16 protein-coding genes and 1 pseudogene are annotated in these 17,360 nt (G+C 72.4%); 10 read left to right on the top strand and 7 right to left on the bottom strand.

All coding sequences use genetic code 11. The features are described 5' to 3' along the window. Positions 1-31 precede the first annotated feature (31 nt). Positions 32-610, top strand: coding sequence for a hypothetical protein (locus ACZ4N4_RS20180; protein ID WP_467590490.1), 579 nt, complete (start codon positions 32-34; stop codon positions 608-610). Here the strand turns inward: ACZ4N4_RS20180 and ACZ4N4_RS20185 are convergent. Then, positions 589-1,116: pseudogene (locus ACZ4N4_RS20185) on the bottom strand (SDR family oxidoreductase); the annotation flags it as partial. The gene ACZ4N4_RS20180 and the pseudogene ACZ4N4_RS20185 overlap by 22 nt on opposite strands. Positions 1,117-1,157: 41 nt before the next feature. After that, entirely contained in the window at positions 1,158-1,412 is a 255-nt protein-coding gene (locus ACZ4N4_RS20190) for a WhiB family transcriptional regulator (protein WP_351705417.1), read from the bottom strand. A 259-nt stretch (positions 1,413-1,671) separates the two neighbouring features. Here ACZ4N4_RS20190 and ACZ4N4_RS20195 point away from each other — a divergent pair, with 259 nt between their 5' ends. Continuing rightward, on the top strand, positions 1,672-2,460 hold the full coding sequence (locus ACZ4N4_RS20195) for a VOC family protein (RefSeq protein ID WP_453567716.1): 789 nt from the start codon (positions 1,672-1,674) through the stop codon (positions 2,458-2,460). A 12-nt stretch (positions 2,461-2,472) separates the two neighbouring features. Here ACZ4N4_RS20195 and ACZ4N4_RS20200 read toward each other — a convergent pair whose 3' ends face one another. From ACZ4N4_RS20200 to ACZ4N4_RS20210, 3 genes are all read right to left on the bottom strand, one after another. Then, the gene (locus tag ACZ4N4_RS20200) at positions 2,473-3,510 is read right to left on the bottom strand and encodes a LacI family DNA-binding transcriptional regulator (RefSeq protein ID WP_467590495.1); all 1,038 of its coding nucleotides are present in this window, start codon (positions 3,508-3,510) and stop codon (positions 2,473-2,475) included. A gap of 119 nt (positions 3,511-3,629) precedes the next feature. Beyond that, complete coding sequence (gene ligD / locus ACZ4N4_RS20205; protein WP_467590498.1) at positions 3,630-4,649, bottom strand: non-homologous end-joining DNA ligase; 1,020 nt, start codon at positions 4,647-4,649, stop codon at positions 3,630-3,632. Positions 4,650-4,811: 162 nt separating this feature from the next. Continuing rightward, positions 4,812-5,369, bottom strand: a complete 558-nt coding sequence (locus tag ACZ4N4_RS20210; protein WP_453567711.1) for a hypothetical protein — start codon at positions 5,367-5,369, stop codon at positions 4,812-4,814. 154 nt (positions 5,370-5,523) lie between these two features. On the opposite strand from ACZ4N4_RS20210, the gene ACZ4N4_RS20215 reads away from it, so the two are divergent. Together ACZ4N4_RS20215 and ACZ4N4_RS20220 are read left to right on the top strand one after the other, a co-directional pair. Next, positions 5,524-6,588, top strand: a complete 1,065-nt coding sequence (locus ACZ4N4_RS20215; protein ID WP_467590500.1) for an ATP-dependent DNA ligase — start codon at positions 5,524-5,526, stop codon at positions 6,586-6,588. A 121-nt stretch (positions 6,589-6,709) separates the two neighbouring features. Then, positions 6,710-7,687, top strand: coding sequence for a DUF3048 domain-containing protein (locus ACZ4N4_RS20220; protein WP_467590503.1), 978 nt, complete (start codon positions 6,710-6,712; stop codon positions 7,685-7,687). Here the strand turns inward: ACZ4N4_RS20220 and ACZ4N4_RS20225 are convergent. Beyond that, on the bottom strand, positions 7,684-8,148 hold the full coding sequence (locus ACZ4N4_RS20225; RefSeq protein WP_453567705.1) for a MarR family winged helix-turn-helix transcriptional regulator: 465 nt from the start codon (positions 8,146-8,148) through the stop codon (positions 7,684-7,686). The genes ACZ4N4_RS20220 and ACZ4N4_RS20225 overlap by 4 nt on opposite strands. Positions 8,149-8,432: 284 nt before the next feature. Between ACZ4N4_RS20225 and pcaH the strand changes: the two genes are divergently transcribed. From pcaH to ACZ4N4_RS20250, 5 genes are all read left to right on the top strand, one after another. After that, positions 8,433-9,206 carry a protocatechuate 3,4-dioxygenase subunit beta gene (gene pcaH / locus ACZ4N4_RS20230; RefSeq protein WP_467590508.1) on the top strand — a complete coding sequence of 258 codons (774 nt, stop codon included), beginning with the start codon at positions 8,433-8,435 and terminating at the stop codon, positions 9,204-9,206. A gap of 6 nt (positions 9,207-9,212) precedes the next feature. Then, complete coding sequence (pcaG, locus tag ACZ4N4_RS20235; protein WP_453567703.1) at positions 9,213-9,815, top strand: protocatechuate 3,4-dioxygenase subunit alpha; 603 nt, start codon at positions 9,213-9,215, stop codon at positions 9,813-9,815. Beyond that, positions 9,812-11,152, top strand: coding sequence for a 3-carboxy-cis,cis-muconate cycloisomerase (pcaB, locus tag ACZ4N4_RS20240; protein WP_467590511.1), 1,341 nt, complete (start codon positions 9,812-9,814; stop codon positions 11,150-11,152). Before pcaG ends, pcaB begins: the two co-directional genes overlap by 4 nt. Beyond that, positions 11,149-12,282, top strand: coding sequence for a bifunctional 3-oxoadipate enol-lactonase/4-carboxymuconolactone decarboxylase PcaDC (pcaDC, locus tag ACZ4N4_RS20245; RefSeq protein WP_453567699.1), 1,134 nt, complete (start codon positions 11,149-11,151; stop codon positions 12,280-12,282). Before pcaB ends, pcaDC begins: the two co-directional genes overlap by 4 nt. A gap of 64 nt (positions 12,283-12,346) precedes the next feature. Continuing rightward, on the top strand, positions 12,347-13,138 hold the full coding sequence (locus ACZ4N4_RS20250; RefSeq protein ID WP_453567697.1) for an SDR family NAD(P)-dependent oxidoreductase: 792 nt from the start codon (positions 12,347-12,349) through the stop codon (positions 13,136-13,138). Positions 13,139-13,223: 85 nt separating this feature from the next. On the opposite strand, the gene ACZ4N4_RS20255 is transcribed toward ACZ4N4_RS20250, so the two are convergent. Then, complete coding sequence (locus ACZ4N4_RS20255) at positions 13,224-15,905, bottom strand: ATP-binding protein (RefSeq protein ID WP_467590516.1); 2,682 nt, start codon at positions 15,903-15,905, stop codon at positions 13,224-13,226. Between the two features lie 181 nt (positions 15,906-16,086). Between ACZ4N4_RS20255 and ACZ4N4_RS20260 the strand changes: the two genes are divergently transcribed. Further along, positions 16,087-17,358, top strand: a complete 1,272-nt coding sequence (locus tag ACZ4N4_RS20260) for an MFS transporter (RefSeq protein WP_467590519.1) — start codon at positions 16,087-16,089, stop codon at positions 17,356-17,358. Positions 17,359-17,360: the final 2 nt, after the last annotated feature.

A 17,360-nucleotide genomic window follows, 5' to 3' on the forward strand; every position in this document is an offset into this window, starting at 1 on the left:
CCTCCCATCGCCACCTGGCTCTCCTACCAGCGTGCCGCGCCGGCGGGCCGTCCGCATGCTCTCCGGTGTGCGCGCCGGCCCGGGGCCCCTGGCCTACGACGCGCTGCCGGGCCCCCGGCGGCCGGCGCGCTTCACGGCGGCGAAGGGCGCGCATCTGCACTGGGAGCCGCTGGGCCGCGCGGTCTTCGAACAGCGGGTCGTCGACCGGCTGGACGCCGTTCCAGGGGGCGGGGCGGCCGGTTTCGAACCGGCGTGTTCTGGTTCTGGAGGCCGGTGCGCCTGCCTCTGCGCTACGGCCCCGCTCTTGCGGCCGATCGGCGCCCTCGTCGCCGAGCGCGTCGGTGCCGAGCAGGAGATGCCGTACCGGGGTGGGGCCTTCGGCCAGGGCCTCGGCGATCAGGGCGGCGCCCGTCGCGCCGACGCCCTGCTTGCACAGGTCGAGACGGCCGTCCGGCAGCACGGTGCCGGCCGTGAAGTCCAGCCGCTCCCCGGCCGGGCGTCCGGCCCGCAACCAGTGCAGCAGCGGGGCGAGTTCGGCGGCCGGGCGCGGCACGACGTGCGGCACCCCGGCGAACGTCGGCTCCTCGCTCACCACGCGGCCTCCCGGTAGTCCTTCAGGAACACCCCGGACACCGGGTCGCCGGCCTCGCCGCGCACGATCGGGTCGTAGACGCGGGCCGCCCCGTCGACGATGTCGAGCGGGGTGCGGAAGCCCGCGTCCGCCATCCGGGCCTTCTTCGGGGCCGGGTTCTCGTCGGTGATCCAGCCGGTGTCCACCGCGCACATGTGGACGCCTCGCTCGGCGAGTTCGGCGGCGCTGGTGCGGGTGAGCATGTTGAGGGCGGCCTTGGCCATGTTGGTGTGCGGATGGCCCGCCATCTTGTTGCGGACGGCGAACCGGCCCTCGACCGCGGTCACGTTGACCACGTACCGGCGCGGGTTGGGCGAGGCCAGCAGCAGTGGCAGCAGCCGGTCGCAGAGCAGGGCCGGGGCAAGGGCGTTGACCAGCTGGGTCTCCAGGACCTCGGCCGGGTCCAGTTCGCCGAGCCGGGCCGACCAGGAGTTCTCCGGCGAGGGGTCGGGCAGCAACCCGGCCTCGTCGGCCTCCCGGAGGGCGAGGGTGGTCATGGTCGGGCATTTTCCGGGGCGGCCGTGGGTCAGCGGGAGGCGCGCCGGAGTTCCAGTCGCTCCTTCTCGGACAGGCCGCCCCAGACGCCGAAGCGTTCGTCGTTGTCCAGCGCGTACTCCAGGCAGGCCGAACGCATCTCGCACATACCGCAGATGCGCTTCGCCTCGCGCACCGAGCTGCCGGGCTCGGGGAAGAAGAAGTCCGCTCCGGTCTGCGCGCACAGCGCCTGCGCATGCCAGACCGGGACGGGCGTGCGGGGTGGGATGGTGGTGTCGAAGTGCATGGCCAGGATCGTGCCGTGCGGCGAAAAACGTTCGATCAACGCCCGCTCAACGAGGGCGCGACGGACCACAGCAGCCTCGATCATGCGCGACGGCGCCACGCCTGCGCACGGCGGCGCGCGCAACGGAATCAAAACCCCGCGAGTGCGTCAAGTGACCCACGGTAACCGGATTCCGGTGGGCGCGCTCCGGCAGCAATTGTCAGTGGGCGGTGGAAGACTCGGCTCTGCAATGCACGGGACCCTTCCGAGGAGGGCGAAGATGCTCACCACCCAGTTCGTCAACGGCGCTCCCAACTGGATCGACCTCGGCACCCCCGAGATCGACGGCGCCGTCTCCTTCTACAACGGGCTCTTCGGCTGGCAGTTCCAGTCGGCGGGTCCGGACGCCGGCGGTTACGGATTCTTCCAGCTGGACGGCAGGACCGTCGCCGGCGGTATGCAGACCAGTCCCGAACAGGGCCCGCCGAGTTGGACCGTGTACTTCCAGAGCGAGGACGCGCAGGCCACCGCCAAGGCAGCCGAGCAGGCGCACGGCCGGGTGCTCGCCCAGCCGATGGACGTGATGGGCCGGGGCCACCTGGCTATCCTCGCCGACCAGGCGGGGGTGCCCTTCGGTATCTGGCAGCCCGGGCTGACCAAGGGCGTGGAGGTGGCGGGCGATCCGGGTTCGCTGTGCTGGGTCGAGCTGTACACCCCGGACATCGCGGCGGCCGCCGCCTTCTACTACAAGGTGCTCGGTCTGGAAACCTCCGGAGTGCCCTTCCCCGGCGGCACCTACACCTGCCTCAACCCGGCGAACGGCGACGACGACTCCATGTTCGGCGGGGTGGTCCCGCTGGCCGAGGACCCTGCCGAGGCCCAGATCGGCGCGTACTGGCTGCCGTACTTCGAGGTCGAGGACCCGGACGCGGTGGTGGAGAAGGCGCAGCAGACCGGTGGCAAGGTGCGGATGCCGGCGACCACGTTGGAGGGTGTGGGCCGGATGGCCAAGCTGTCCGACCCGTACGGCGCCCGGTTCGCGGTGATCAAGGGCGAGCAGCAGGGCTGAGGCGGAGACCGCCTATGCGGTGGCACGCCGTACCAGTGTCGTGGGCAGGATGACGCTGGTCGGCGCGCCCGTCGCCGGGTTCCCCCGGGTCAGGGAGGCCAGCAGGAGCCGGGCCATCAACCGGCCCATCTCCTCGATGTCCTGACGGACCGTGGTCAGTGACGGCTCGGTCTGTTCGGTGACGGGCAGCACGTCGTCGAAGCCGATCACGGCCACGTCCTCGGGCACCCGGTGGCCGCGCTCGCGCAGGACGCGCAGGGCGCCGAGTGCGGTGAGGTCGTTGGCCGCGAACACGGCGTCGACATCCGGGCAGCGGTCGAGGAGTTCGCCCATGGCGCGCTCGCCGCCGGACGGGGTGAAGTCGCTGGGCACGACCAGCCGGGGATCGGCCTCCCCCATGGCGTCCATGACGTCCCGATAGCCCTGGAGGCGGTCGGCGGCCGACGTCTGGTCCAGGGGCCCGGTGATGTGGGCGATCCGGGTCCGGCCGAGGCCGGCGAGATGGCGTACGGCGTCCTGGGCGCCGCCCCGGTTGTCGCAGTCGACGTACACGGCGCTGTTGGTGCCGTCGCTCCAGCCGGGACGGCCGCCGAACACCGTGGGGACGCCGGCACCCTCGATCAGCCCGGGCAGCGGGTCGTCGAGGTGGAGCGAGAAGACGAGCGCGCCGTCGACATGGCCGCCGGCGAGATAGCGGGCCACCCGTGCGTGGTCGTCCCGCCCCTCGGTGAGCAGCAGCACGAGCTGGTTGTCGTGGGCGGTCAACTCCTTGCTGATGCCGCGCAGTTGGAGAGCGAAGAACGGGTCGGTGAAGATCCGGGTCTCGGGTTCGGCGATGACGACGGCGATCGCGTCGTGCCGTTTGGTGACCAGGCTGCGGGCCGCCTGGTTGGGGACGTAACCGAGTTCCTCGACCGCTTTCCGGACCCGTTCGACGAGGGGTTCGCGCACCCCGTCCCCGCCGTTGACCACCCGTGACACGGTGGCCCGGGACACCCCGGCCCGCGCGGCCACCGCCTCCAGTGTGGGGCGCGACACTGCCTCGGACACCTCGGCCCTCCTCATCGGCGGCTGACGATCAGCATAGCCCCGGACGGGCGGGCGGACGGGAGCGCCGCCGGGGCGTGACAGCCCGCCGGGGCACCGGGATCCGAACCCAAGTGCCGTCGTCAGGAGGACTGTTCGGGCCGGGCGCGGCTCGGCTGGACGCGTTTGGGCTCGCCCGGCATCTTCGGGTACTCGGGCGGATACGGCAGGTCGCCCAGACCGTGCTCGTGTTCGTCGCGGCGGGCGAGTTCGAGGAGCGCGTCCAGGGAGTAGGCGTGGTCGTCCATGTCGGCGTGCACATCGCCGACTTCGGCGAAGCGTTCCGGCATCGTGACGAGGTCGAAGTCGCCCGGCTGCACGTCGTCGACCTCCTCCCAGCGCAGGGGTGCGGAGACCGGGGCGTTCGGACGGGGCCGCAGGGAGTAGGCGGAGGCGATGGTGCGGTCCCGGGCGGTCTGGTTGTAGTCGACGAAGATGCGCTCGCCGCGCTCCTCCTTCCACCACTTGATCGTCACCTGCTCCGGCATCCGGCGCTCCAGCTCACGGCCCAGGGCGATCGCCGCGCGCCGCACCTGGGTGAAGGTCCAGCGGGGTTCGATGGGCACGAAGACATGCAGCCCTCGGCCGCCGGAGGTCTTGGGCCAGCCGCGCAGCCCGCCGAACTCGTCGAGGACGGCCCGCAGTTCGTGGGCGGCGCGGACGGCGTCGGCGAAGTCGGTGCCGGGCTGCGGATCGAGGTCGATGCGCAGTTCGTCGGGGCTGTCCACGTCGGCGCGGCGCACCGGCCAGGGGTGGAAGGTGAGGGTGCCGTACTGGGCGGCCCACACCACGGCGGCCTCCTCCGTGGGGCACATCTCGTCGGCGGTGCGGCCGCTGGGGAAGGTGATGTGGGCGGTGGGGATCCAGTCGGGCATGCCCTTGGGCGCGCGCTTCTGGTAGAACCACTCGCCCTCGACGCCGTCGGGGTAGCGCTGGAGAGTGGTGGGGCGGTCGCGCAGGGCCCGCAGGATGCCGGGGGCCACGGCCGCGTAGTAGCGGGCGACGTCCAGCTTGGTGAAACCGCGCTCCGGGAAGAACACCTTGCCGGGGCTGGACAGCCGTACGGTCCGGCCGGCCACCTCCAGTTCCACCGCATCACCCATGCGGCCACGGTAGGCGCACCACCCGCCCCGCGCATATCGGCCGGCACCGACCCGTACACACCGGCCAGCACCGACCCGCACACACCGGCCGGCACCGATCCGCGCGGATCGGCCGGAACCGGGGCACGCGCATCCGCCGGGTCAGGGCAGGCACAGCATCGGCTAGGCGCGGGGCACGGACCAGGTGACGGCGGGCCTGCGCCGGACGTCGTAGACGATCCGGTCGGGACGGCTGCCCTTGCCCATGCCGAACGTGATCTTCCCGCGCAGGCAGCTGCCCGGTCGCACGGTGCCCGCCGAGACGGGATAGGTCGGGGCCGGTACGCCGTATCCCCTGAGCCCGAGCGGCTTGACCTCGGTGCCGTCCTTGAGCCGGAGGGTCCAAGGGGACTGCGCGACGATGACGTTGGTGCTGTCGGCGTCGGCGCACGTCTTCACCTCCAGCACGGCCCACTCGGGGTCGGGGAAGTCGGCGAGGTTGGTGGGGAGGTGCACGCCCTTGACGGGCTGGGTGTAACTGACGGCGGTCGTCGTGGCGCTGATGTGACTGCCGTCGCCGTCGATGTCCTTCCAGTGCCGGCCGGAGCCGAGCGTGAGGGCCTTGGCGGCGGCCGACGCGCGGGGCGCCGCGGCGCCGGCCGGGTCGGCGCCGCTGCCGGTGCAGGCCGTCGCGGTTGCGGCCAGCAGCAGGACAGCGGTGACGGCCGTGCGGATACGCATGAATGTTCCCCCGTGGAGCGTGTGTACCGAATGAGCATCATGCTGCCTGTGCGGGCGTTGTGCGGACACCGTGTCCAGGTTGTGATCAACAAGTGCCGTTCCCAGGCGTGCACGTGACGAGCGGAGCCCGGGGTCCGCTCGTAGAGTCGTGGGCATGGATCTGCCGGTGATGCCACCCGTGAAGCCGATGCTCGCCAAGTCGGTGGCGTCGATCCCGCCGGACATGCAGTACGAGGCGAAGTGGGACGGCTTTCGCGCGATCGTGTTCCGCGACGGCGCCGAGGTGGAGCTCGGCAGCCGTACCGGGAAGCCGTTGACCAGGTACTTTCCCGAGCTGGTGGCGGCGCTGACCGAGCGGGTGCCCGAGCGGTGCGTGCTGGACGGGGAGATCGTGATCGCGCGGGAGGGCCGGCTGGACTTCGACGCGCTGTCCGAGCGGATCCATCCGGCGGACTCCCGGGTGCGCACCCTGGCGGAGCGGACGCCCGCCTCCTTCGTCGCCTTCGACCTGCTGGCGCTGGCCGACGAGTCCCTGCTGGACGTTCCGCTGACCGACCGCCGCGCCCTGCTCACCACGGCGCTGGCCGGGGTCACCCCGCCCGTGCACCTGGCGCCGGCGACGACCGATGTGGACGTGGCCCGGCAGTGGTTCGAACAGTACGAGGGCGCCGGCCTCGACGGAGTCATCGCCAAGCCGCTCGCCCTGCGCTATCTCCAGGACCAGCGCGCCATGTTCAAGGTGAAGCACGAGCGGACCGCCGACGTCGTGGTGGCGGGCTACCGCCTGCACAAGAGCGGCCCGGTGGTCGGCTCGCTGCTGCTGGGCCTGTACGACGACCGGGGCGCCCTCCAGCATGTGGGCGTCTCGGCCGCGTTCCCGATGAAGCGGCGGGCCGAGCTGATCGGGGAACTGGCGCCGCTGCGCATGGACGACGTCTCCGGGCACCCCTGGGCGGCCTGGGCGGAGGAGGCCGCCCACGAGTCGGCCCGGCTGCCCGGCGCGCCGAGCCGCTGGTCGGGCAAGAAGGACCTGTCCTGGGTGCCGCTGCGGCCCGAGCGGGTGGCCGAGGTGGCGTACGACCACATGGAGAACGGCGCCCGCTTCCGCCACACGGCCCGCTTCCGCCGCTGGCGCCCGGACCGCACACCGGACAGCTGCACCTACGCCCAGCTGGAGGAACCGGTGCGGTACGACCTCTCGGAGATCCTGGGGTCGTAGCCCGAACACCTCTTCCCCGAGCGGGTCACCCGGCGGTGCGTGATCGGTTTCGACCGGGTATGGCCACCGGTGAACCGATGAGCACACAATCAAGGGGACGAACGGGGTGGCAACGGTGGGCATGCGACACAGGGCGCCGAGGCGCCGGACCGCGCTGACGGCCGCACTGGCCGCGGCCGTGCTGACGGCCTCCCTCACGGCCGGCTGCACCCGGCACGGCACCTCGGACGACGGCCGGGCGCCGCACGGCAGCGGGGCTCCGGACGGGCAGCACACCGCCGGCACCGGCTCCGTACTGGCCGTGAAGATCGACAACGTCGCCGCGGCCCGCCCGCAGACCGGACTGGACTCGGCGGACGTGGTGTACGCGGAGCAGGTGGAGGGCGGCCTCAGCCGGCTGATGGCGGTGTACGCCACCAAGCTCCCCGAGGTCATCGGCCCGGTGCGCAGCGCTCGCGAGTCCGATCTGGAACTGCTGCGCCAGTTCGACCGGCCGACGCTCGCCTTCTCCGGTGCCCAGCGCAAGCTGCTCCCGCTGATCGACCGGGCACCGCTGCGGCCGAAGACCCCCGAAGCGGCGTCCGACGCCTACTACCGCGGCAGCGACAAGCCGGCCCCGCACAACCTGTATCTGCGCCCGTCGAAGCTGTTGGCCGGCGGCGCACCCGGCGAGGCGGCGCTCACCACCGGCTTCCGCTACGGCCCGGCCCCGGCCGGCGGCACGGCCACCGCCACCCGCGCCGTGCGTTATCCGGCGGCCCGCTTCACCTTCACCTGGTCCGCCGCCGAGAAGCGCTGGCTGGTGTCGATGGACGGCACCCCGGCCCGGACCACGGCCGGAAAACGGGTGGCGGCCGCGACGGTCGTGGTGCAACACGTGCGGGTACGCACGTCCGCGTTTCACGACGTGCTCGGCAACTACACGCCGTTCACCGAGACGGTGGGGACGGGGAAGGCCGAAGTGCTGCGGGACGGGCGTTCGTTCGAGACCACCTGGACACGGCGGGAGGCCGGCGACGGTACGACGTTCACCGGGGCGGACGGCAATCCGGTGGACTTCGCCGAGGGGCAGGTCTGGGTGGTGTTCGCGAAGTCCTAGGCCTGCGGGACGAGGGGCTCCGCGGGATTGCGCAGCCCCTCCGCCGCGTCCGAGACCCGGCGGATCAGATCGAAGAACTGGGTCTGCTCCTCGGCCGAGAGGGGGGCCAGGAACACCTGGTTCATCCGGGCTGTGCGCACGGTGAGCTTGCGGTGGGTGCGCAGCCCGTCGTCGGTGAGGCGCAGCAGAGAGCGGCGGCCGTCCTGCGGGTCGCGCACCTTGTCGACCAGGCCACGCCGCCCGAGCCGGCTGATGACCTCGGCGATGGTCGACCGGTCCAGGCCCACCCGCTCCCCCACCGTGCGCTGGTCCAGCCCCGGCTCGGCGACGAGCGTGTTCAGGACGGCGAACTGCGGCGAGGTGATCTCCTCCGAGACCATCGTGTTCCACAGCAGGTAGTGGGCCTGCTGAAGCCGCCGGGCCAGGTGCCCGGGGTGAGTGGTGAGGTCCACCGCGGCCATGTGCACCCCCAAGATCAGATTTGGTTGGTGCACTGAACGATACTCGTAGCCACCACATCCTGTCTGTACACCCGTCTGCCATTACCCGAGGCCTTGACGGGCGGCGACGCCAGTGGCAGCGTGAAAGAGGTCTCGCTGAAATACTCAGTGCCCTGACTAATTCCTTGATCAAGATGGGCTTCACGGATGGACGAGGTGGTCGCCACGGCTGGGGGATGCGGTGGCCGATGGATCGATACAGCCCCGCGCCGCTGAGGACAGGGCGCTTCACTCAAGGACTTCTCATGACTCTCACCCAAGCTGACATCGACGTCGAAATCGCCGCCGAACACTCCGCCTACGAGAAGCGGGTGGCCGAGGGCGGTCCCGTCGAGCATCACCCCCGCCGGGACTACGCCCCCTACCGGTCCTCCGTTCTCCGGCATCCGAAACAGCCCCTGGTCGCCATCGACACCAGCAGGGATCCGGAGCTGGTGGAGCTGCACTCCCCCGCGTTCGGGGAGCGGGACATCACCGGGATAGACAATGATCTGACCCGCCAGCACACCGGTGAGCCCGTCGGTGAGCGGATCACCGTCTCCGGGCGGCTGCTGGACCGGGACGGCCGGCCGATCCGGGGCCAGCTGATCGAGGTCTGGCAGGCCAACGCGGCGGGACGCTACGCCCACCAGCGCGAGCAGCACGATGCCCCACTCGACCCGAACTTCACGGGTGTCGGTCGTACGATCACCGACGCCGACGGCGGCTACCGCTTCACCACCGTCCAGCCCGGCCCCTACCCCTGGCGCAACCACCTCAACGCGTGGCGTCCGGCGCACATCCACTTCTCGATGTTCGGCACGGCGTTCACCCAGCGGCTCATCACGCAGATGTACTTTCCGAGCGACCCGCTGTTCCCGTACGACCCGATCATCCAGTCGGTGACGGACGACGCGGCCCGGCAGCGCCTGGTCGCGACCTACGACCACAGCCTGTCCGTGCCGGAGTTCTCGATGGGCTACCACTGGGACATCGTGCTGGACGGCCCGCACGCCACCTGGCTCGAAGAAGGGCGCTGAGCTGCCATGACGAAGACCGACACAAGTAGCCCGGAGCAGGTGCTGCCCACCCCGTCGCACACGGTCGGACCGTTCTACGGCTACGCGCTGCCGTTCCGCGGCGGCGAGGACATCGCCCCCCTCGGCCACCCGGACACGATCACGGTCCACGGGTACATCCTCGACGGCGAGGGCAACCCGCTGCCCGACGCGTTCGTGGAGCTGTGGGGTGCGGACCCCGAAGGGAACGTCTCCACCACCGACGGTTCGCTTCGCCGCGACCCGGCGACCGGTGACCACCTCGGCCGCAACGGCGTGGAGTTCACCGGCTGGGGGCGGATGCAGACGGATGCCGACGGGCACTGGTACGCGCGGACGCTGCGGCCGGGTGCCCGCGGCGACAGCGCGCCCTACCTCAGCGTGTGCGTCTTCGCCCGCGGGCTGCTGATGCACCTGTTCACCCGGATCTATCTGCCGGGCGACGACACCGCGCTCGGCGCCGACCCGCTGCTCACCAGGGTGGGCGAGCGACGCGACACACTGATCGCGGGCGACGAGGGCCGGGGGACCTACCGTTTCGACATCCGCCTTCAGGGCGAGGGCGAGACGGTCTTCCTGGAGTTCCGGTGACGACAGCGGGTCACGGCGGCGGTGACGTCGGGCTGCTCGGTCCCGGGTGGGCCGGGTCCGCCGCCGCGTCCGCCACCGGGGACAGCGCCTGGCTGCGGGCGCTCCTCGACGCGGAGGCGGCCCTCACCCGCGCCCAGGCCGCCCTGGGGCTGGCCCCGGCCGAGGCCGCGGCGGCCGTGACGGAGGCGGCCGGCGCCGACCGCTTCGACGTCGGCTCGCTCGCGGAGCGCGCCCGTGCCGGCGGCAACCCGGTCATCCCGCTGGTCGCCGATCTGACGAAGGCGGTCGGCACGGAGTACGGGCCCTATGTGCACCGGGGCGCCACCAGCCAGGACATCATGGACACGGCGACGATGCTGATCGCCGCCCGCACCCTGGAGCTGGTCCTCGCCGACCTCGGGCGTACCGAGCAGGCGCTGGCCCGGACGGCCGCCGAGCACCGTGACACGCCGATGCCGGGCCGTACGCTCACTCAGCACGCCGTACCGACGACCTTCGGGCTGAAGGCGGCTGGCTGGCGTTCGCTGGTCCTGGACGCCCGGGACCGCATGGTGCGGGTCCAGGAGTCACTGCCCGTGCAACTCGGCGGCGCGGCAGGCACGTTGGCGGCCTTCGGAGCATACGGCGCGGAAGCCGTCGAAGAGCTTCCCGCGGCGTACGCAAGTGAACTCCGGCTCGCCGTCCCGCTGTTGCCGTGGCACACGCTGCGTACGCCGGTCGCCGACCTCGCCGGGTGTCTCGCCGTCACGGCCGGCGCGCTGGGCAAGGTCGCCGTGGATGTGCTGACGCTGTCCCGTACCGAGATCGGTGAGCTCTCCGAGGGCAGCGGGGGCGGTTCGTCGGCGATGCCGCACAAGGCGAACCCCGTGCGGTCCACGCTCGTCGCGGCCGCCGCCCGGCGGGCCCCGCAGCTCGCGGCCGTCCTGTACGGCTCCCTGGTCGCGGAGGACGAGCGGCCGGCCGGTGCCTGGCACGCCGAGTGGGAGCCGTTGCGGGATCTGCTGCGCGCCGTCGGGGGTGCGGCCCGGGACACCGCGGAGCTGACGGAGGGGCTGCGCGTGCACCCGGAGGCGATGCGCCGGAACCTGGATCTCACCCGTGGGCTGATCGTCTCCGAGCGGCTGTCCGCCGCGCTGGCCCCCGTGCTCGGCCGGGCCCGCGCGAAGGAGCTGCTCACCGAACTCGCCCGCCGTACCCACACCGAGCAGCGCCCGCTGCGTGAACTCCTCGCCGAGGAGCCCGGGCTGAAGGACATCGACCTCGACGACCTGACCGACCCGGCCCGCTACACCGGCTCCGCCGGCGCCCTCACCGACCGTGCACTGGAGCGACGTTGACCGAGAACCTCCTCAACCACCGTGTCGAAGGCGCCACTTCCGCTCCCCCGCTGCTGCTCGGACCGTCGCTCGGCACCTCGTACGCGCTGTGGGACGCGGTGGCGCCCGAACTGTCCACCGGCCACCGGGTGGTGCGCTGGGACCTGCCGGGGCACGGCGGTTCGGCACCCGGTCTGGTCAAGGCGGGAGCGACCGTCGGTGACCTCGCCGGCCTGGTGCTGACGCTCGCCGACTCGCTCGGCGTCGAGCGGTTCGCGTATGCCGGGGTGTCGCTGGGCGGCGCGGTCGGCCTGCACCTGGCCGTCCACCACCCGGACCGGCTGGAGAGCCTCGCCGTGATCTGCTCCTCCGCCCACTTCAACGGGTCCGGGCCCTGGGAGGAACGGGCCGAGCGGGTACGCCGGGAGGGCGTGGAGTGGCTCGCGGAGAACGCGGGCAGCCGCTGGTTCACGCCCGGCTTCACCGTGCCGCGCCTCGTCGAGGACCAGCGGACGGTGGACCCGGAGGCGTACGCCGCCTGCTGCGACGCGCTGGCCGCCTTCGACCTGCGGGACCGGCTCGGCGAGATCGCCGTACGGACCCTGCTGATCGCGGGCCGTCGGGATCCGGCGACCCCGCCGCCGCATCTGCGGGAGATCGCGGACGCGGTCGCGGCGTCCACGCTGGTCGAGCTGCCGGGCGCCTCGCACCTGGCACCCGCGCAGTGTCCCGAGGCCGTCCTCACCGCGCTCCGCTCGCACCTCGACGGCGGCGCCAAGCGGGGCATGGCGGTGCGCCGGGAGGTGCTGGGCGACGCCCACGTCGACCGGGCGCAGGCCCGCCAGACGCCGTTCACGGCCCGCTTCCAGGACTTCATCTCGCGCTACGCCTGGGGCGAGATCTGGACCGACCCGACCCTCTCCCGGCGCGAACGCAGCATGATCACCCTCACCGCGCTGGTCGCGCACGGCCACTACGACGAGCTGGCCATGCATGTGCGGGCCGCCCGGCGCAACGGGCTCACCCCGGAGGAGATCGGCGCGGTACTGCTGCAGACGGCCGTGTACTGCGGGGTCCCGGCGGCGAACTCGGCGTTCGCGGCGGCCCAGCGGGTGCTGGCGGAGGAACCGGCGGAGGGGGACGAAGGGTGACCCTGGCAGTCGTAGCCCCAGCAGTATCAAGCAACCGGCGGTGGCGCCTGCCTACGCTGGAGGCATGTCCACCATTCTGATCACCGGTGCCACCTCCGGGCTCGGCCGGTACGTCGCCTTCGAGCTGGTCCGCTCCGGCCATGTCGTCCTCGCGCATGGCCGGGATCCGGGCCGTACCGATGCACTGGTCCAGGAGCTGCGCACCGAGGGCGACGCGGAGGGCTTCGTCGCGGACCTGGCCTCGCTGGCACAGGTCCGCGAGCTGGGCGCGCGGGTCGCCGAGGCGCGTCCCGACCTGGACGTGCTGATCAACAACGCGGGCGTCGGCGCCGGTACGCCCGGCGCCGGGCGCGAGCTGAGCGCCGACGGCCATGAACTGCGGCTGGCCGTCAACTACCTGGCCCCGGTGGCCCTGACCCACGTCCTGCTGCCGGTCCTGCGCGCCCGCACCCCGGCCCGGATCGTCAACGTGGGCTCGGCAGGCCAGGAGCCTTTGGACTTCGACGACCCCGAGTTCACCCGCGGCTACCAGGGCTTCGCGGCCTACTGCCGGGCCAAGTTCGCCCTGGCGGCCCACACCTTCACCCTGGCGGAGGAGCTGGCGGGCACGGGGGTCTCGGTGAACGTCCTGCACCCCGCGACTTTCATGGACACGGCGATGGTGCGGGAGGGCGGGGTGACGCCGTGGAACACGGTGGCGGACGGCGCCCCCGGAGTACTCGCGCTCGCGACCCAGGACGTGGGGACGGGCGGCTACTTCGACGGCACGAGCACGGCGCGGGCGCACGAGGCCACGTACGACCGGGAGGTGCGAAAGCGCCTCTCAGCGGTGACCGACCAACTCCTGTCCCTGTAGCGCCCCTTCTTTCAGGAGCGCGGGGCTGTGTCGAAACGCGGCTGCCGCCATGTGGGCGCGAGGGACCAGGCACTCCCCGCACCCGTCAACGCAACCCCCGCCCCGTATCCAGAACCTCCCGCGCCTGAGCGACCAACCCGTCCGCGCCGCACGACCGGGCCAACGCCAGCCCCCGGTTCAGCTCGGCCACCGACCGCGCGGCGATCCCGTACTCCACCCGCGCCGCCGCGTGCTCGTACTGACACGGTGACGCCTCCAGATAGGCCACCGCCTGCGAGGCGAGCCGCACCTGCCGCTGCCCGGTCTCCAGCGCGGCAGCGCACCTCAGGGCCTCACCGATCGCCGTGTCCGTGCCGAACCGCTCGGCCTGCCGCCGTGCGTCCGCCGTCAATTGTGCCGCCCGCGCCGGGTCCTCACCCGCGAGGGCCCGGGCGAGGTCGAGCGCCCAGGGCACCACCACCGGATTGAAGTGACCGCGTGCGGCGGCCGCCTTCTCGGCGGCCTCCAGTTCGTTGACGGCCTCCTTCGTCCGGCCGACGGCCAGCAGCAGCCGGCCGCGTACGGACCGCGGGTCCGGCATCACGATCGTGGAGGGGTACGGCGGTGCGAAACCGTACTGCTCGGCCGTCTCCCAGGCTTGCTGGACATGGCCACGGGCGAGCAGCGTGTCGACCAGGTTGCAGGTGGCGGTCCAGTACAGCGGCAGTCTGCGGCCGACCCGCTCGGCGATCCGCAAGGACTCCCGCAGGGATATCTCCGCGTCCCGCAGCCGGCCGCGCCTGCGGTGCCCGAGGCCCACGTAGGCGTGGGCGAGGGCGAGGTGGCCGCCGCTCCAGCCGGCGGACTCGTAGGCGCGCAGGGCCTCGTTGTAGAGGCTCTCCGCGCGGTCGAGGCGGTCGGTGTAGACGTAGGCGTTGGCGAGCATCAGCAGCAGCTCGATGCCCCACTCGGTGTCGGTCCAGCCGAGGCCGGGAGCGAGCCGGCCGTTGACGAGGGCGCGGTCGCACAGCTCCACGACCTCTTCGGCCCTCTCCCCCTGGATGAGAAGGTCGAAGCCGCGCAGCATCAGCAGGGCACGCTCGGAGTTGTCCCGGCCGGTGCAGGTGTCGGCGAGCTCGCCGAGGCGTTCGGAGCGGCGTGGGGAGACCGCCTCGCCGGCGATGCCCTCCCACATGAACTGGACGGCCTGGAGCCGGAGTCTGGCGGGGCCCTCCTCGTGCCGGGCGGCCTCCGCCTCGACCGTGCGGACGGCCTCCTCCAGCTGGTCGTTGTGGAGGAGGGCCTGGGAGAGGCGGAAGACGGCGTCGACGCGTTCGGCGCCGCCGAGGCCGGGCATGCCGAGCGCGCTCCGCAGATGGCCGATGGTGACCGCGGGCTTGGTGAGCAGGGTGGCGCAGCCCAGTTCGTAGAGCACACGCGCGTGGACCTCGGGTACGGGCGGTTCCAGCAGGGCGCGTTCGAGGCAGCGGCGGGCCGCGTCCGGGGCGCCGACGGCGAGGTGTTCCTTGGCCGCGTCCCGCAGCTGCTGGACGAGTTCCTCGTCGTCGTCCGGATGCACCTTCAGCAGATGGCGGGAAGCCTCGGCGATGCCCCGGCCGTCGTCGATGACGATCTGTGCGGCGATGCCGTGCATGGCGGTGCACATCGCCGGCGGGATGGAGTTGTAGACGGCGCTGGCGATCAGCGGATGGACGAACTCCAGGTCGCCGGTGTGGGAGCGGGAGCCGGCCGGGTCGGGTGCGGTGAGGATACGGGCGCTGCGCAGCAGTTCGGCGCAGCGCTCGGCGTCCTCCACGCTCATGGTGGCGAGCTGGGCGACCAGGTCGACGGAGATGCCGGTACCGAGGATGGCGGCGGCCCAGGCGAACCGGGTGGCGTCGATGCCGAGGCCTTCGAGGCGGGTGACGAGTCCGCCGCCGCGGGCCGACCGGTTGATCGCGCGCAGTTCGCCGGCCCGGGCCTCGACGGGTTCGACCTCGCTGTCCTGGACCTTGGCGAGGAGCTCGACGGTCTCGTAGGGGTTGCCGCCGGTGACGGCCCAGACCTCGCGGCAGAACGGGGCGTCGGCGTGCGCGCCGAGGGTGGCGAGGGTCAGTCCGGCGGTGGCGTCCGGGGTGAGGGCGCTGAGGTTGTGCACGGGGTTCACGGCCGCGGCGGCCACGATGTCGAGGTAGCGGGCGCTGTCGCCGCTGACCTCGCCGGGGCGGTGGGCGACCAGGACGAGCACGGGCAGGTCGTCGAGGCGCTCCACGAAGGCGGCGAGCCAGGCCAGGGTCTCCTGGTCGGCCCAGTGCGCGTCGTCGATCAGCAGCACCAGCGGCCAGTCGCGTTTGGCCAGCCGGCGGACGGCGGCGACCAGGCCGTCGCAGACGCCCTGCGGGTCGGCCTGGCGCTCGCCCGGTTCGGTTATGCCAAGGGCGGGGCCGGCGATGTCGTACCAGTCGCCGAGGTACTCCCGGGCCTCGTCGGGGTGCAGGGAGACCAGGGCCGGCTGGAGCAGCTGCCGTACCACGTTGAAGGGAACGCTGCGCAGGGTCTCGCCGCCGCGGGTGGACCAGACGGTGCAGCCGCGGCGCTGGGCGATCCGGCGGGTCTCGGCCAGCAGCGCGGTCTTGCCGAGTCCGGCCTCGCCGCGCAGGACCAGCAGGTTCCCCGAGGTGGACCCGTCGGCGCAGAGGAAGTCGAGCGCCTCGGTGATGGCGGTGATCTCCGCGTCGCGCTCCCAGAGGGGAGCAGAGGAGCCCTCGGGGGGTAGTTCCTCCGTCATCCCGTTACCTCCACAAGTCGCCCGAACGACGTACAGACCACGAGCGTAGCCGTCCTGTTGGCTGTCCGGAGGCGGGTCCGGGCAGCAGTTGCCGTGACGGGTGACAGCGGGTGCGGCGGGACGACGCGTGACGGCCCCGACCTGCCACTGTCGAGCGAACGGACCGTCAACAGGCGTGGAAATGAAGCTGAGTTTCGAAGATCGGGCAGTACGGGAACGGAATCGTCCCCTGCGGGCGCTGGCGGCGGGCTCGGTGGGCAACTTCATCGAGTGGTACGAGTTCGGTGTCTACGGCTATTTCGCGACCGTTGTCGCCGAGCGGTTCTTCACCCCGGCGGGCGGCAGCGCGGCCGAGGGGCTGGTGCGCACCTATGCCTCGTTCGGGCTGGCGTTCTTCTTCCGTCCGCTGGGCGCGGCCCTGTTCGGCCGACTGGCCGACCGGCTCGGCCGGCGGCCGGTGCTGATTCTCGTGGTCGCGCTGATGACGGGTGCCACCGCGCTCATCGGCCTGCTGCCCACGTATGCGCAGGCCGGTGCGCTCGCGCCCTGGTTGCTGACGCTCCTGAGGGCCGTTCAGGGACTTTCCGCGGGAGGGGAGTTCGGTGGCGCGGTGGCGATGCTGACGGAGTTCGCGCCGCCTGGGCGGCGGGGGCTGTACGGGGCGTGGCAGTCGTTCACCGTGGCGCTTGGGCTGCTGGGCGGGGCGGGCCTGGCGGCCGGGCTCGCCTCGGTTCTGACGGAAGATCAGCTCCATTCATGGGGCTGGCGGTTGCCGTTCCTGCTGGCGCTGCCGCTGGGCGCGCTGGCGCTGTGGCTGCGGGTGGGGCTGGACGAGACGCCGGAGTTCGGGGAGCCGGAGGTGCGGGCGGCGCGGGTGTCGGCCGGGGCGGTCGCGCTGGCCGTCGGGCGGGTGATGGGCTGGTCGGCGGCCGGGTACACCTTCCTGGTCGTGCTGCCGTCGTACCTCCAGACCGCGCTGCACACCGGCTTCCGTGCGGCGCTGCTGGCGACCGTGCTGGCGAACCTGGGTTTCGCGGCGGCGATCCTCCCGGCGGGGCTGCTCAGCGACCGGGTGGGGCGGCGGCCGGTGATGCTGACGGGCGCCGGTCTCGTGGTCGTGCTGGCCCTGCCGCTGCTCGACCTCCTCCAGGACGGCGGGGTGCCCGCCGGGGTGAAGGGCGCGGCCCTGTGCGGTGCCGGCGCGGTGGTGGGGCTGATGGCCGGGCCGGGGCCCGCGCTGCTGGCCGAGATGTTCCCGGCGCGCGCCCGCTGCACGGGGCTGGGACTCGCCTACGCCCTGTCCAATGCCGTCTTCTCGGGCTGTGCGGGCCTCATCATCACGGAGGCGGTCGAGCGCACCGGGAACCTGGCCGTTCCCGGCTACTACGCGGCGGCGACCTGCGCGGTCAGCGTGCTCGCGCTGGCGAGGTCACGGGAGACGAAGGCGGGCTGAGC

Source organism: Streptomyces sp. NPDC026538 (assembly GCF_055567535.1).

What these genes read in the sequence shown, in the direction of transcription:
- ACZ4N4_RS20220 (WP_467590503.1), top strand. Translation starts at nt 6,710, where the DNA reads ATGCGACACAGGGCGCCGAGGCGCCGGACCGCGCTGACGGCCGCACTG.
- ACZ4N4_RS20260 (WP_467590519.1), top strand. Translation starts at nt 16,087, where the DNA reads ATGAAGCTGAGTTTCGAAGATCGGGCAGTACGGGAACGGAATCGTCCC.
- ACZ4N4_RS20190 (WP_351705417.1), bottom strand. Translation starts at nt 1,412, where the DNA reads ATGCACTTCGACACCACCATCCCACCCCGCACGCCCGTCCCGGTCTGG.
- pcaG (WP_453567703.1), top strand. Translation starts at nt 9,213, where the DNA reads ATGACGAAGACCGACACAAGTAGCCCGGAGCAGGTGCTGCCCACCCCG.
- ACZ4N4_RS20215 (WP_467590500.1), top strand. Translation starts at nt 5,524, where the DNA reads ATGGATCTGCCGGTGATGCCACCCGTGAAGCCGATGCTCGCCAAGTCG.
- ligD (WP_467590498.1), bottom strand. Translation starts at nt 4,649, where the DNA reads ATGGGTGATGCGGTGGAACTGGAGGTGGCCGGCCGGACCGTACGGCTG.
- ACZ4N4_RS20250 (WP_453567697.1), top strand. Translation starts at nt 12,347, where the DNA reads ATGTCCACCATTCTGATCACCGGTGCCACCTCCGGGCTCGGCCGGTAC.
- ACZ4N4_RS20225 (WP_453567705.1), bottom strand. Translation starts at nt 8,148, where the DNA reads ATGGCCGCGGTGGACCTCACCACTCACCCCGGGCACCTGGCCCGGCGG.
- ACZ4N4_RS20210 (WP_453567711.1), bottom strand. Translation starts at nt 5,369, where the DNA reads ATGCGTATCCGCACGGCCGTCACCGCTGTCCTGCTGCTGGCCGCAACC.
- ACZ4N4_RS20195 (WP_453567716.1), top strand. Translation starts at nt 1,672, where the DNA reads ATGCTCACCACCCAGTTCGTCAACGGCGCTCCCAACTGGATCGACCTC.
- ACZ4N4_RS20255 (WP_467590516.1), bottom strand. Translation starts at nt 15,905, where the DNA reads ATGACGGAGGAACTACCCCCCGAGGGCTCCTCTGCTCCCCTCTGGGAG.
- pcaH (WP_467590508.1), top strand. Translation starts at nt 8,433, where the DNA reads ATGACTCTCACCCAAGCTGACATCGACGTCGAAATCGCCGCCGAACAC.